5 protein-coding genes are annotated in these 16,197 nt (G+C 40.6%); 2 read left to right on the top strand and 3 right to left on the bottom strand.

Going from position 1 to position 16,197, the window contains the following annotated elements:
* Position 1: 1 nt before the first annotated feature.
* From F597_RS0100835 to F597_RS0100825, 3 genes are read right to left on the bottom strand one after another with little or no spacing between them, the layout of a single operon-like run.
* Complete coding sequence (locus F597_RS0100835) at positions 2-3,001, bottom strand: SusC/RagA family TonB-linked outer membrane protein (protein WP_019537810.1); 3,000 nt, start codon at positions 2,999-3,001, stop codon at positions 2-4.
* 27 nt (positions 3,002-3,028) lie between these two features.
* Positions 3,029-4,936: a RagB/SusD family nutrient uptake outer membrane protein gene (locus F597_RS0100830; protein WP_019537809.1), complete on the bottom strand. Its 1,908-nt coding sequence runs from the start codon at positions 4,934-4,936 to the stop codon at positions 3,029-3,031.
* A 21-nt stretch (positions 4,937-4,957) separates the two neighbouring features.
* Entirely contained in the window at positions 4,958-8,011 is a 3,054-nt protein-coding gene (locus F597_RS0100825) for a SusC/RagA family TonB-linked outer membrane protein (protein ID WP_019537808.1), read from the bottom strand.
* 419 nt (positions 8,012-8,430) lie between these two features.
* Here F597_RS0100825 and F597_RS0100820 point away from each other — a divergent pair, with 419 nt between their 5' ends.
* The gene (locus F597_RS0100820; protein WP_019537807.1) at positions 8,431-12,483 is read left to right on the top strand and encodes a hybrid sensor histidine kinase/response regulator transcription factor; all 4,053 of its coding nucleotides are present in this window, start codon (positions 8,431-8,433) and stop codon (positions 12,481-12,483) included.
* Between the two features lie 372 nt (positions 12,484-12,855).
* Positions 12,856-15,957 carry a beta-galactosidase, LacZ type gene (gene lacZ / locus F597_RS0100815; RefSeq protein ID WP_019537806.1) on the top strand — a complete coding sequence of 1,034 codons (3,102 nt, stop codon included), beginning with the start codon at positions 12,856-12,858 and terminating at the stop codon, positions 15,955-15,957.
* The last annotated feature ends 240 nt before the right edge of the window (positions 15,958-16,197 follow it).

Below are 16,197 nucleotides of genomic sequence, written 5' to 3'. Positions count from 1 at the left end.
ATCAAAAACCTAAAGCAAGTCCAATATGGATTGATCTTGTCAGCGGGAAAGCGATTCCCGTAGATTCGGGATCAGCAATTTTTATTCTATCGAAAGTCAATAAATCTACACCTCTGACGTAAAGACGGACATTATTTATTTTCATTCCCGATAATCTGTTGTTCAGAAATTTATAGTAAATCTCGCAACTGCGTAATTTCAGATAGGATGCATCAGCCAACCAAACCGTATTATTCCGGTAATTGTTTTCGTTAGCCAATGTTGTCAACCTTGGATATTTTGCTGTACCCGCTGTTTCCGGCGTCCATCTGTTTTCATAATAGTGTGTAGAAATAGTGGTATTGTCTATCAAGGGCTTATACACACTGGGTGTCATCAGCATCGTACTGTAATTTCCCACACCCTGGAAACTGGCGCTTATTCCTATTCCTTTCCATTCAGCACCTAAGTCAAAAGAAAAATATAATTCCGGGATCTGGCTGTTATATCCGATGGGGACAATATCGTAATCATTGATAACACCGTCTCCATTTTGATCCTTGTACTTGATGTCCCCGGGACGTACGGTAGAAAATTCCTGCGCGGGACTATTGAGAATATCATTCTCATCAATAAAGAAACCAACGGCTTCCAAACCAAATAACTGTCCGACCGGTTTACCCGTACTTCTCAGGTATTCATAAGGTTTTTCCTCTTCCAGTTGTTCTATGATCTTACTTTTTGCCATTGTGAATTTTCCTCCCAGATTATAAGAGAAATCCCTTACTTTTTTATTAATGGAAGCACCTAATTCAAAACCATGACTATTCACCACTCCTTCATTGGCAAAGGATGGGTAGTTACCTAATACGGCAGATACCGTATAATATCCCGATACGAATATATTATCTCTTCTCTCAAAAAATATATCTGCCGAAAGATTAACATCTTTGAAGATGGATGCATCCATTCCCAAATTGTATTTCAGCGCCCTCTCGTTTTTAATATTCTCTGTGGGTAGATAATACTCCTGTGTACCATTATACCAGGATGCATTGTTCCCTAACGGATAACCATTACCTCCACCGAAATTTTGAGACCAATAATCATTTGCAGGTATGAAATCCGCATTGATCAATCCGGCAGATGCCCTTAACTTGAGGAAATCAATGAAATTGACATTTTGTATAAATTCTTCACGCGAAGCTACCCATGCTGCGGAAAGAGTAGGAGAAAAGGCATATTTGTGTCCGGGTGCCAGCCTGTTGGATCCGGAGTAGACCAATGCCATATCCGCTATATATTTATCTCTGTAGATATAATTGATATATCCTGCGAAGTTTTGCCGAAAATTGGTGTTATAACGATCCTTCTGTACCTTCTTTTCAGTTGAATATATGAAGGAAGTGAAGAGGTCGTGTTCATCAATTGATTTTTTATAATCCACGTTCGCTACAAAGTTGAAATGACGTGTCTGGTAATCAAGTGAACTGCTGTAATTCAATTTGCCGATATTTCCTCCCTGAACGCGAGACGTATCCGCAGGTATCCCGGATGATAAGTCTACAGCATCGCTCGCCCATTGGTAATCCTTAATAGAACCTTCCCAATAAGCAGCGAAATTATCATATCCTACCCTGACAGAGGCACTTAATCCTTCTGCCAAAGTTGATAAATCCTGGGTAAGTTTTGCATCTGCATATAAGGCTCTGTTGTGTCCTTTTGAAAAACCTCTCGATTGAACTAATGCCACAGGATTCATGTTGGTACCCCAAATGGAATTTCCACCCCAAAAGCCGTCATAGGTCTGTATGGGATAAGCAGCGGAAGGTACTGTGTATAACTTTGTCATCAGATTATCAGAACCTAATCCCGGCCGGTTAAATTCACTTAATACCCCTTGCAGGTTAACCTGCATTTTCGTTGTACTGGTCAGATCCATATCCAGATTGGTTCTGAGATTTAGTTTTGAAAACTTCATCTGGGTAGAGTAATCACTTACTGCATTGTTTTCATTGATAAATCCGCTATTAGACTGTAGAGTGGCTACGGTGAAATATCGCATAAACGTACCTCCACCCCTGAAGCTTATATTATACATGTTGGAGGCACCATTATTACGGAAGACCTCATCCAGCCAGTTCACATCAGCATATAGATGGGGATATGTACCATCCCTGAAGGCATTCAACTCGTTCTGGTTATACCGGGCAGGCAGTCCGTCGTTAGCCAAAGCCTCATTCAATGCACCGGCATACCTGTAGGCATTCGCAAACTCAGGTAAGCGAGTCTGTGATGTAAAAGCATGGTCATAACTCACTTTAACTTCTCTGCTATCCATCTTTCCTCTTTTTGTTTTTACGGAGAGAATCCCATTTATACCTCTGTATCCATACAGAACGACTGCAGCCGCATCACGAAGTACAGAAACCGATTCAACTTCTTCGAGGGTCAGTGTATTAATAGGCCTTTCAAACCCGTCAACCAACACCAGAATATTGTTGTCAGATAAAGTCTGCAGTCCCCGGATACTGAACCAGGCAGGTGTACCCCAGATAACATCTGAATTCTGTAATGAAGTTAATCCCAATACGTTACCAAATAATGAATTGCCCAAATTCATTGCCGAACGTTTATCGATATCTTCAATGTCAGTGCGGGAAATGGCTGCAGTAGAAAGTGCAAGCTCACGCTCAAATCCAAATCCTATATCAACCAACCTTGTGCTAAGATCCATCGTGATGGTCAATTCCTGCGAGAGATCGGTTACTGTAACTTCCTTTCTATATCCTTCTGAAGCTTCAATCAGTAACTGATCACCTTCCATCGTTTTTATTTCGAAATTTCCATCATAAGCAGTAGATGCAAGAGGTTGATTATTAATTGCATTATAGATTGCAACACCGGAAACAGGATTTCCCTTACTGTCCACAACCCTGCCTTTGAGCGTTGAGGTATCTTGTCCTGCTGTCGCAAATGAAACTGCTATTGAAACCAAAAGCATTAATATTTTATTTTTCATATGACTATTTTTTTTCTTATAAGCCGGTTACCATCCCGGATTTTGTGTTAATCCATAATCTTTATTCACCTCCAGCGTGGGAAATGCAGACAAATACCATTTGGAATTGAAATTTGTCCACCAGGAGCGCCTTGAATTTTCAAGTTGAAATTTCTCGTATCTAAATTCTGTGGGACGAGGTCCTCTTTCATTGGCGGGTTTGTCCGACCATGACTCCTCCACGACATTGCCGTTCTCGTCCAAACGATAAATTCTTAATCCATGCAGGACTTTTTTGAAATCCTGAGCCCTCTTATGCCTTATAAGATCAAAAAACCTGACATCTTCAAGTCCGAGTTCACATGCACGCTCATTCAAAATAGCTTCAAGCAGCAAGGATTGATTACTGTAATCGTTATTGGGATTAGACTCTCTCAAACCATTCAAACCTACTCTGCCACGAACTTTGTCAATTTCATTGATCGCTTCGTCTGTCCGACCGGCTATCATTAATGCTTCTGCATAAATCAGATGGATCTCAGCAATTCTCAAATAGGGCCACAGGGTAGGGCGATTCCGTGCTGAAGTAAAATCCAGGATAAATTTATACAATCCGAAGCCGGTTGCGAATTGTCCCTGTTCGGTTTTTGGTCCTTGTTGTGCTTCACGTCCACCAACCCAGAGTTCAACCTGACGTCCCTGATAGGATGCGTTATTGACCAATATTGTTTCAAACAGACGGGGATCTCTGTCGGAGAAAATCAGATCTACATGATCCGGGTTATTCCAGTCAAAAGGGGTTCCATCGGATAACGAAAACATATCAACGTATTCCAATGTAGGTGTGAATGCACCGTTCATTACCGACTGGGGGAAGTAATAATCCCATTGATAATCATCTCCATAGGTGTATCGTACTCTTGTCGATATCAATAGCTCCGGATTATCACCTCCACTTCCTCTGGTATAGTACGCCTTTCTGAAAGCTTCCCTATAGGCTGACGGAGTCGCTGCAGTTGGTTGAACCAAACCGTAGCGTCCCTGAGTATTGACTTCCCTGAAAAAATCTTCACAGGCTTTCAGTGTTTCTACCCATAATTCCGGTTTGTAGCCTCCATACCATACACTATAATTGGTAACGGCATCCTGGGGTGACGCTGTGGAATAAGGTTCCGTGTCATTAAACAGGGGGCTGGCTGCAAACAGTAATATTTTACATTTTAGCCCCATCGCGGCCGCTTTCGTGAAACGGCCATCCCAGTTAGATATTTCACCCTCATCAAGTGCCCATGGAAGTACATTTGCAGCATCGTCCAGGAGGGCAGCCATGAACTCTACTGTTTGTTCAACGGTTGCTCTGGGGGTTTGATAATATGATTCATCAAGAGAGAAGTCGTATGCTTTATCAATAATTGGTAGTCCACCAAAATGGCGGAACATATCGAAATAGCGGGAAGCGATAATTACTTTCGCTTCGGCTTTCAGTCTCTCCTTTTCAGTCTGTTGCATATCAGGTACCCGGTCTATATTTTCAATAAACAACCATGCTTTTCTGATAGCTTCCCATGTGTTTTCTTTGGAAAAACCAAATTTGGTATCGTCACTGGTGTCTTCCCTGTTCGCGTTATACGTTCCATTATAATAGGATCTGTTGACTCCATCCCAACTCAAATGGCTATGCCATGTATCGGACAGGGTCTCAAACATCCCCATATTCATTTTGTTATCCACACTATTCCAGTACACCGGTAGGCCGTAGTATAACTTGGCATAGGTGTCCCATAAAAAGTAACGTGCATTTTCGGCCTTGGCGAAAACAGAGTCAAGAGTTACATCCACTCCGGGAGCTTTCTCTAAAAAACTATCTCCAAATTTCAACTCATCAACGCAGGATGAACAGAATATGGCTATTCCTATGGTTAAGGAGATAAATAGTGATTTTATATTTCGTCTCATACGATTATTTTATTTTTAAGTTTAAAACCCTAGTTTCAATCCCACGGTAAATACTCTGGTTAATGGATAATTAGGCCTGTCGCTTGTTCTCGATTCGGGATCCGTGATCTTGAGGACATCGAATGTTAATAAATTATACCCGTTGGCATATACCCGTAAAGAGTTTAGCCTCATTTTTTCCATAAAGGGTGCATTGAAATTATAACCGACCTCAAGACTCTTTAACCGGAGGTATTTAGCATCTACGAGGTACAAGTCGGAATCAACAATATTATTCGCCTTGCTGGTTATACTTGCCCTGGGCAGTTTTGCTGTAGAGACGGTTTCCTCAGTCCATCTATCTTCATACTGATACAGCAATAAACCTTTATTGTTGGTATCTCCAAGCGGTTCTCTCAATGTTTCCTGTAACATGCGGGAAGTGTTCCACGCCCCCGTCCATTGCATGCTCAAATCAAAGCCTTTCCATTCAAAGCCCATATTGGCGCCTACTACATATTCAGGAACGTTGGTATATCCCATGGCTATCTTGTCATCATCATTGATCACACCATCTTCATTTATGTCTACATACACCGCATCTCCATTCTTTAATACAACGGAATGATCAGCAATATCCCTTCCAAATTGGGCTTTGTAACGTTCATTGGCGGTTTCATCATAAAAACCCCAGAATTTTCTGCCAAAGGGCTGGTTAATAGGTTTCCCGGTTCTCCACAGATAATCTTCATTGGGTCTGACTTCCATTTGCTCTACAATTTTATTTCTGGCAAATGATAAATTGGGATTGATCCAATACCTGAAATCGTTTCCGATTTTATCATCCCATCTGAGAGTGATCTCATAACCGCGACTGTGGACTATCCCATTATTCAGTACCGGCAGCGACATGCCAATATAACTGGGAAGTGAAGATGGAACCACAAGAATATCTCTACGGTTTTCTTTGAATATATCGAAGGTTGTCATTAAACGATCATTCAAAAAGTACATGTCTACTCCCAGGTTTTGCTTATATGCTTTCTCCCAGGTTACATCGGGATTAGATTTAGCTCCTTCATAGGCGCCACCTCTCTTACCACTCACATTTGTTCCAAAATTGTATCCCGATCCGTCAAGATAAAACGGATCAGCAATATACATGAATCTTCGATCCTGTGTGTTATCATTTCCTACAACTCCATATGACGCCCTTAATTTCAGGTATGAGATATAATCCTTTATTTCTTTCATAAAGGGCTCTTCGGTAACGACCCATCCGATGGATCCTGCGGGAAAGAAGCCATATCGTTTTCCAGGTGCAAAGTTCTCAGAACCATTATATCCCATATTGAATTCGATCATGTATTTGGAGAGATAATCATAAGTAAGGCGCCCTACCATTCCTACGTATCCTTTGGGGAGGTCGGTAAATGTCCTCGGATAATAGTATTTTGATTGGTTATATAACAGTAATGCACCCAGGTTATGGTCGGAATTTATAGTGGTATTATAGTTTAAACTTGTTTCGAAATACCAGTTACGTCCCTTATCAAATGATTCGCCATAACCTAAAGTTCCGTCTTCTCCGTATTTACGGTAACCCATTGATCCATCATCATTTTTTACGGCCACATAATATGCTTTCGACGAACTTCTCGATTTTGTTTGGGCATAACTACTATTATAAGATCCTTTCACATTGAAAGACAGTCCTTTTGTCACGAAATCCAATTTTTGCTTTAACTGAACGTCTACGTTCAATGTATTGCCTACCTTGTTGTTATATCCTCTACCATAATATGGATTTAATCCATCCGCTCCGGGATTCGGGATAACATCAGGATTGGTCTTGATCCACCTTCCATCTACGATACCGGCCCCGGAAAAGGGTGTAGCCCAATATAAATGACGGAACAACTGATTTTGATCCTCGGCGGAGATAGGAGTGTTCTTATCTTCCACACGACCTCCTATATTTAATGACAACTCTGTTGATTTTGACAGGTTAAAATCAAGATTTGCCCTGTAATTGTATCGTTTAAAATCAAAATTGAAATCATAACCGGTATCGAATGTTTTAAATAATCCACCCTGGGTGTACATCCCCGCTGAAACAAAATAGCGGAAAAATTTATTCCCTCCGGATATATTCACATTGTGTTGCGATTGCTGGGCATAGTCTTTAAGAATATAATCAAGCCAGTCCATATTGGGATACAATAAGGGATCGGACTGTGTTTGAAATGCGGTTAGCATCTCGGGAGAGAATTTCACATTGTTTGGATTCACCCCATCCCTGATTTGGGCTTCATTATAGAAACTTGCATATTGATAACTGTCGGCAAACTCAAGCAATCGGGTAGGAACAGTAATTCCGGTAGAGGTTGTTACCGAAATATTTGCTTTCCCCTCTTTCCCTCTTTTCGTTGTTACCAAAATTACCCCGTTGGCACCACGAACTCCAAAAACAGCGGTAGCAGAGGCATCTTTAAGGATGGTTATGCTCTCAATTTCATTCGGGTCTATCTGTGTAAAATCTCTTTCAACCCCATCGACTTGTACTAAGGGGCTCGAACTGTTTAACGTTGTAATACCCCGGACATAAATTTCTGCAGCATCGGCACCCGGTTCTCCGGAATATTGAACGGTACTGACCCCTGTTAATTTTCCGGCTAATGCGTTACCGATAGACCCAGTAGGAGATTTGATAAGATCACTCCCACTGACGGACGAAATAGCACCGGTTACTGTTACTTTCTTTTGTGCACCGTATGCAACCACCACTACCTCATCCAATGTTTGAGCATCTTCTTCCAGAATGATCGTCAATGGCCGGCCGGTTACAACCACCTCCTGCGTTGTGTAACCAATATAGCTAATCTGAAGAGTGGCACCTTTCGATACATTTAAGGTGAAATTCCCATCGATATCGGTAACCGTACCGTTGGTGGTGCCTTTCTCCAGTATACTCGCACCGATAACAGATTCGCCGTTTATATCGGAGACATTCCCGGTGACGCTGTTCTGAGCATACGTCATAACGCAACATAAGCTTATGACGATACTTACAATAAATGTTTTCAATTTGAACATAATAAATGCTTTTTAGTATATACCAAGTATTAAATATTATTTGGAAAATTAAGATATTAAAGTTTTTATGCTTGACATTCCCCTCTATATACCGCTAAAAAATGTTTTATGATGGAATTAATTTCTATTGTTTTTTCCGGTAAAAAACATTTTTATAATCTATCGCTAATAATCAGGACAGCAAAAGTATCAAGATCCGTTAATAGCGATAGATAATAAATCAATCATTCTAAAGGGATAAAATAATCATTGTAAGAATGAAAGATTTACCTGTCTTGAGTGATAACTATCTGTATATGTTTACTCTATGGGGTCAATGCGAGTTTTTTCATATAAACAGAATGATGACTTCTAAAAAATAAATATGAGAATTTTTTATAAATTTGTGAAGAATAATAGATCATTCCTTCCTTCTAATTATGTTAAAAAAAGCAGTTATTTTATATACTCTGTTATTAATTATTTTTAATGCATCGGGGCAATCGCAGGCTTTAAAACATTTTGGCGTAGAAGACGGATTATCCAACAGTTATATTACCGACATTACACAAGATGGCCAGGGATTTATATGGATAGCAACAGAATCGGGATTAAGCCGTTTCGACGGAAAGAATTTTACGGTATATACAAAAAATAATTCAGATATCGTAAGTAATGAATTAAATGCATTGCTGTACGACCATGAAGAAAACCGGATATGGATAGGTTCACAACGCGAAGGGATCAGCATTTTCGATTGTACCTCGCAATCGTTTAGAGATTATAGAACAGAAGAAGGACTGGCAACTAATGATGTTACGCACCTTTCACATGCAGAGGACGGGGGGATATGGATAACTCACTATCATGTAGGAGTTGAATATTATGATAAGAATACCAGGCAATTAACTCATTTTTTGGATCGGGATATAGAAGGGATGAAAAGCCAGAACTGGTGTTCTTTCGATGATGGCAAGGGTAGTCTATACATTGGCCACGCCTTCGACGGATTGAGTATTATTGATATAAAGAATAAAACAGCACGCAATATCCGCCACCAACCAGGAAATCCTAAAAGTTTGCCGGGTAATACTGTCCGTACCATTTACATGGACCATCAAAAAAATATCTGGATTGGGACCAATGACGGATTGGCTCTGTTTAATTCCCAGACAGAAGAATTTATTACTTTCAGGCACAATCCGTCCGACCCTAATTCCTTGGGTGCAAACTATATTTACGATATCAGGGAAATGAAGGACGGTACTTTGTGGATCAGTACCGATATGGCGGGGATCAGTGTTCTTGATCTCAGCAATATTACGTTACTTGATCCCAGGATGGTTACATTCAAAAATATATCTGTCACAAAAGATCATTACGGATTATCATCGTCTAATGTCAGATCTTTGTTTCAGGATTCTTACGATAATATATGGATTGGACATTATAATCGGGGAATAGATTTTATCGGTAATAAACCTCCCGTTTTTCAGACACTTTTACATTCTACTGATAAATACAGAGATACAAACGAAAGGCAGATATGGGATATATGCATGGATAAAAATCAGCGATTATGGGTTGGAACTGAAAATGAAGTCATTCTTCTTCAGGATAATGAGGTTAAGAGAGCAATCAATATTCAACCTTATTTGTCAGGAATAAGTTCAAATGTATATGTCAACAAGATAAGAAGCGATAGGAACGGAATTCTCTGGTTCGGGACATCTACTGGCGAGATACTTCAACAGAACCCGGATAATTATCAGATAAAAAATATTCCTTTTGAAGGAAGGGGTGAGTATGTCCATGAATTCTATGAAGACATCGATGGGAAAATATGGATTGGCACAGAAACCGGATTATATTCCTACCAGAGTGGAACGATAAAAAAGGAAAACCACATTAATGATCAGTTAGAGGATAAAACAATATACAGTGTTCTCCATGACAGACAGGGGAAATTATGGATCGGAACATTTGGAAAAGGAATATTTATTTTCGATGGCAATGATAATTTAGTAGATAATATAGTCAAGGATAAAGGTTTCATCTCAAATGCCATCAATCATCTTTATATGGATTCCGGGGGTGGGGTATGGGTTGCTACACGCAATGGAATGGCTTATTTTAAAAACACGGAAGATACAGGCCAATATGAAACATACGATGAAAAACAAGGGCTTGAAAACTCTTTTGTTCGTGCCATTCAGCAAGATGATATGGGAAATATCTGGATCAGTACCAATGCCGGTATTTCACTATGGAACGGAGAAAAGTTTAATAATTACAACCATCAGGACGGTACTCCTATCGGAGATTTTACCAATGGTGCTGCAAGTCTCAGGGAAGACGGCATCCTTTTCTTTGGTTCACTCAATGGTGTCTGCTATTTTAATCCTGAAGAATTAACGAAAGAAAAACGGAAAGTGGTTCCTGTGCAAATTATAGAATGTCTGGCATTGAGTAAACAGATAGAAAATTACAGTAGGGAAATTCTGGTTCCTACGCCACAGAATAAAATAGAGTTGGCCTATAATAAAAATTCTTTCAGGATCTCATTTTCCAGTCCCGATTATTCACAAAATCAGCAAGTCGAGTATGCTTACATGATGGAGGGTCTGGACGACATCTGGTATAATACTCAGGATGAAAATCAGGTGGCATTCCGCAATATATCGCCGGGAGAATATACATTTAAAGTAAAAAGTCGTCTGAAAAATCAGGAATGGGACGAAGTGAATATTGCATCACTTGCCTTTATTATTCATCCTCCGTTATGGCTTACATGGTATGCCAAACTTTTATATATAATAATAGCCTGCTTCGTAATCTTCTTCTCACTACGTTCCTATAAAAGAAGGATTGACCTGAAAACATCACTTGAGCTGGAAAGGAAAAACAGCCAGAATAAACAGGAACTGAATGATGAACGACTGCGTTTTTATACGAATATTACCCATGAACTCCGTACCCCGTTGACGCTTATTCTCGGGCCATTGGAAGATCTGGTGCAAGATGCCGGATTACCGGCAGGCTATAGCAAAAAGATCAGTATTATTCACGCCAGCGCCATCCGCCTGTTAAATCTGATCAATCAGATTCTGGAATTCAGGAAAACCGAGACACAGAACAGGAAACTCTCCGTGTCGAAGGGGAACCTGGCAAATCTGGTTGCAGAAACAGGATTGCGTTATAAGGAATTATCCCGGAATGAGAAGGTAGTAACCCATATTGATATCCAAGACAAAAATAGTATCCTTTATTTTGATGCGGACGTTATCACGACCATATTAAATAACTTTTTGTCGAACGCAATGAAATATACAGCAGAAGGTGAAATTCGCCTCTCTCTGCGTTCGATCAAAGAGAAAGACAATCACTACACCGAAATAGCGGTCTCCGACACTGGTTATGGAATAGAGGCCGACGCTTTATCACATATATTCGAGCGTTATTACCAGGTAAAAGGTAAACATCAATCGTCCGGCACGGGAATAGGGCTTGCCCTTGTTAAATCATTGGCCGATCTTCACGAAGGGACTTTGCATGTGGAAAGTACTGTCGGTAAAGGAACCCTGTTCAGGTTACGTTTATTAACCGAAAACACTTATCCTTCGGCTATACATACCGAAGAAAAAACGGATACTAATATTATCGAAGAAGAACAGGACATCCAGAAGGAAGAAAGTGTTGACAACCGCCCGGTAATACTGGTAGTAGAGGATGACGATGATATCCGTGCATATATTGCCTCCTCTTTGGAAAACGATTATTATGTGCTATCCGCGACAAATGGAAAAGATGGGTTGGAACTGGCGCGAAAACATATACCCAATATCATTGTCAGCGATATTATGATGCCCGAAATGGACGGTATGGAACTCTGTCGTAGAATAAAAGAAGACGTGCGTACCAGTCATATTTCGGTTATTTTACTTACTGCCAGAGATTCCCTCTATGATCAGGAAAAAGGATATGACAGTGGTGCCGACTCATATCTGACAAAACCTTTTAGCGCCAGACTATTGAGAAGTCGGATAGACAACTTATTGGAGTCGCGCCGTAAACTGGCAGATCAGATCAGTACATTCGCCAAGGGAACAGTAAGGCATGAAAATAACTTAGCGGAAGAACCTCTAAAGATCAGTAAATTGGATAAAGAGTTTCTAAATAAACTCACCGAGATTGTAGAGAATAATATTGAAATGGAAGACCTCGATATTGCCTTTATCAAAGAAAAGATGCACATGAGCTATTCCACCTTCTATAGAAAAGTCAAAGGACTCACTGGAATATCTCCCAATGAGTTTATCCGGAAGATCCGGCTCAAAAATAGTCTCCGGCTCCTGCTGTCCGGCTCATATCAGGTATCGGAAGTGGCATATATGTCCGGATTCAACGACGTGGTCTATTTTCGGAAATGTTTTAAGGACGAATACGGCATGGCTCCCTCAGAGTACATAAAATCAATGAAACGAGCATTATAATTGTTCTCACACAAGAACGTTTTCGATAAGCGAATACAGAGGAAAAACTTGTTTTTACTATGTTGAGCGTAGAATTGAAAATCGAGGAGCGAAGGCGACTCAAAACGACTAACTTCAGTGAACATGATTAAAAGCGAGTTCCATATGACACCATTGAACTATTTGCGTCAAGCCAGACGAGCAGAAGACAAGCTTGCTTGTATTATGCAGTGGCGAGCAAATATCTAACTTTAGTGAAAATAAAAGTTTTAGTCATATGAAATAAATTTGTTTTGATTAATTTATCACTCTTTTTTGATTAATTTATCTTTTTATTCTAATAACTAATATGCCTAATTTTGTTAAAATTATAAAGCACATAAAAATAATCGTATGAGAAAGACATTTTCCTTTTTATTCTTTTCAATTTTGGTTTGCATGAATTTATTCGCGCAAAACACTCCCGATTGGGAAAATCCGGAAGTTTTCGCAGTCAATAAAGAAGACACCCGGACTACCTCGTTACCTTATCCCTCCGAAGAATTGGCGGTAAAAGATGATTATAATTCTTCTCCTTACTATCAATCCCTGAACGGCAAATGGAAATTCCATTGGGTTCCAAAAGTATCCGACGTTCCAGCGGGTTTTTATGAAGAGAATTACGATGTAAGCGGTTGGGATGAGATGCCTGTACCCGGAAACTGGGAATTTAACGGATACGGCGTCCCTATGTACGTGAACAATGGTTTTGGATTCAGGGCAAAACCACCCCATATCGACAGGGAGGATTCTCCTACAGGAGCTTATCTTCATGAATTTAATATTCCCGACAGTTGGGACGGCAGACGTATTTTCATACATTTCGAAGGCGGCACAAATTCCATGTATGTGTGGGTGAACGGACAAAAGGTGGGATATACACAAAACTCGAAAAGTCCTGCAGAATTCGATATCACGGATTATATAAGAAAAGGTGAAAATATATTGGCTTGCCAGGTACATAAGTTCAGCGACGGTTCATACCTCGAAGATCAGGATATGTGGCGTCTTGGGGGAATAAACCGTAATGTTTATCTTTACAGCACGGCGCAAACCCGTATTTTTGATTTCTTTGCCCACCCCGATCTGGACAAAAATTACAGAAATGGAATTTTCAGTGTGGATATCACATTGAAGAACTATACCAATAATCTTCAAAATAATACGGTAGAGGTTTCGTTGTTGGACAAATCAGGCAAAAAAGTGTTTTCGCGCAATCAGAAATCGGGTATTCCGGCAAATGGGATAACTGATATTACTGTTTCAGGGAATGTCTCCAATCCGCTGAAATGGACGGCTGAAACCCCGAACCTCTATACAATGCTCATTACATTGAAAGACGGTAACGGCAGGATTGTCGAATCCACATCGCACAAAATAGGGTTCCGTAAAATTGAAATAACAGACGGACAATTGTTTGTAAACGGAAAGAAAGTCTTCTTCAAAGGGGTGAATCTCCACGAGTTCAATACCCATGCCGGGCAAGTGGTAACACGGAAGGAAATGATGCGCAACCTGCAACTGATGAAAGAACTCAATATAAATGCCGTCCGTACATCCCATTATCCGCAACAACCCTTATGGTACAAATTGTGTGATGAGTATGGAATATACCTCGTTGATGAAGCCAATCTGGAATCGCACGGTCTCGGTTACGGACCCGACAATGTTTCCAACTTCCCCGAATGGCATGCCCAACACATGGATCGCGTTATCCGCCTTGTGGAACGTGACAAAAACCATGCGTCGGTCATCTTCTGGTCCCTGGGCAATGAAGCGAGCAACGGGAAAGCCTTTTTCGATATGTACGACTGGGCCAAAGCCCGTGACAACAGCCGTCCCGTACAATATGAGCAGGCCTACCAGAGAGACAGGAATACAGATATTATCTGCCACATGTACCCATCATGGGAAAATATGCAACGCGATGCGGCAAAAGATCTCGGAAGACCCTATATCATGTGCGAATATGCGCATGCCATGGGCAACAGCATGGGGAATTTCCAGGAGTACTGGGACCTGATGCGTTCCAGTAAGAACATGCAGGGCGGCTTTATCTGGGAATGGTATAATCACGGATATCCTACTCATGATGAACAGGGCCGTTTCTACTGGGCATACGGCGGCGACCTGAATGGCTATAACAAAATGAATGATGGCAACTTCTGTATGGACGGTGTTGTCAGTCCCGACCAGGACTATATTCCACATACCTATATCGTTAAAAAAGTATATCAGAATATCCTGTTTGAAGCAAAAGAGCTGGACAAGGGAATCATTAGTGTAATCAATGATTTCAAATTTACTGCCCTGACACCCGAAAATTATTCTTTCAAATGGATACTTCTTAAAAACGGGGAAAAATTTCAGGAAGGTACTTTTAATGTATCTATTGCAGCCGATAACCGGAAAGAGGTGAAGTTGGATTTACCTGCTTTGGCTGAAGAGGCAGGCGTAGAGTATTTTCTTCAGGTGTATGCATACAGCAATCAGGCAACTGAATTAATTCCTTCCGGATTTGAAGTGGCTAAAGAAGAATTTACCCTTAACCGGAATTCTTATTTTGTGGCTAAGAATGTAAACGGACAAATTGCCGTTGAGAAACAGGACGATAAAATCATAGTCAAAGCAGGTAATCTATCTTATGAATTTTCATCAAAAGACGGCCGTGGTCTGTTAAGCATGAAAAATAAGGGACAAAATGTGTTCAGGGAACTGCCTCGTCTTAATTTCTGGAGAGCGCTTACCGACAACGAATTCGGGGAATGGATGCAGTACAGCGCCCGTATCTGGGAATCGGCCGGTCACAATACTATATACAAATATAAAAGCTCTGGAGAAACCACTGAAGGATTCAAAGCAGAGTATGAGGTCAAACTGAGAGGAATAGAGGCCAAAGTGGAAATCACCTACACGGTAAATAAAGACGGAAGCCTTACCACCTCGGCACATTACAAGGCGTTATCGGATGATCTGCCTGAAATGCTGCGATTCGGTATGTTAATGACCTTGCCCAGAGATTATAACGATTTTATGTGGTACGGCCGTGGGCCTTATGAAAACTATGTAGACCGTAAACATGATACGTTCATGGGTATCTGGAACGGAAAGGTAGAAGAGCAGGCTTTCGCCTATTACCGTCCTCAGGAAACAGGAAATAAAACCGATGTGCGTTGGCTCACATTGAAAAACAAAAATGGTAAAGGTATCAGGATTGATGGAGTACAACCATTATCGGTAAGTGCGACAAACAATTGTCCCGAAGATCTGGATCCGGGCATGACCAAGAAACAGCAGCACTGGTCGGATGTGTTGCCCCGTCACGAAGTAGTCCTGTGTGTAGACCTGTTCCAGCGAGGTGTGGGAGGATTGCAGTCATGGGGAGCAAAACCGTTAGACCAATACCGGTTTATGGATAAAGAATATTCTTACAGTTACACTATTAGCGTAAAGTAAATTGAGGTAATATTGTTGAATAAATACCTTGCTCAAGGTATAAAAACTAAAACCAGAGAACGGCTAAAGTATGATTTTTTGCGTTCTCTGGTTTTTTGTCAACAGGTAATGGAATTGCCACGATTGGATACAACCAGAGAATACTTTTCCGTACTGATAAAATATTCACTTTATTTGTGAATTTGATAAAATATTATTACCTTTGTCCCGGACAAATTTCAGGTATGAAAGTTGAATTTG

It is taken from the genome of Proteiniphilum acetatigenes DSM 18083, assembly GCF_000380985.1.
Taxonomy (GTDB): domain Bacteria; phylum Bacteroidota; class Bacteroidia; order Bacteroidales; family Dysgonomonadaceae; genus Proteiniphilum; species Proteiniphilum acetatigenes.
This window is presented reverse-complemented; position numbering and strand designations above follow the sequence as displayed.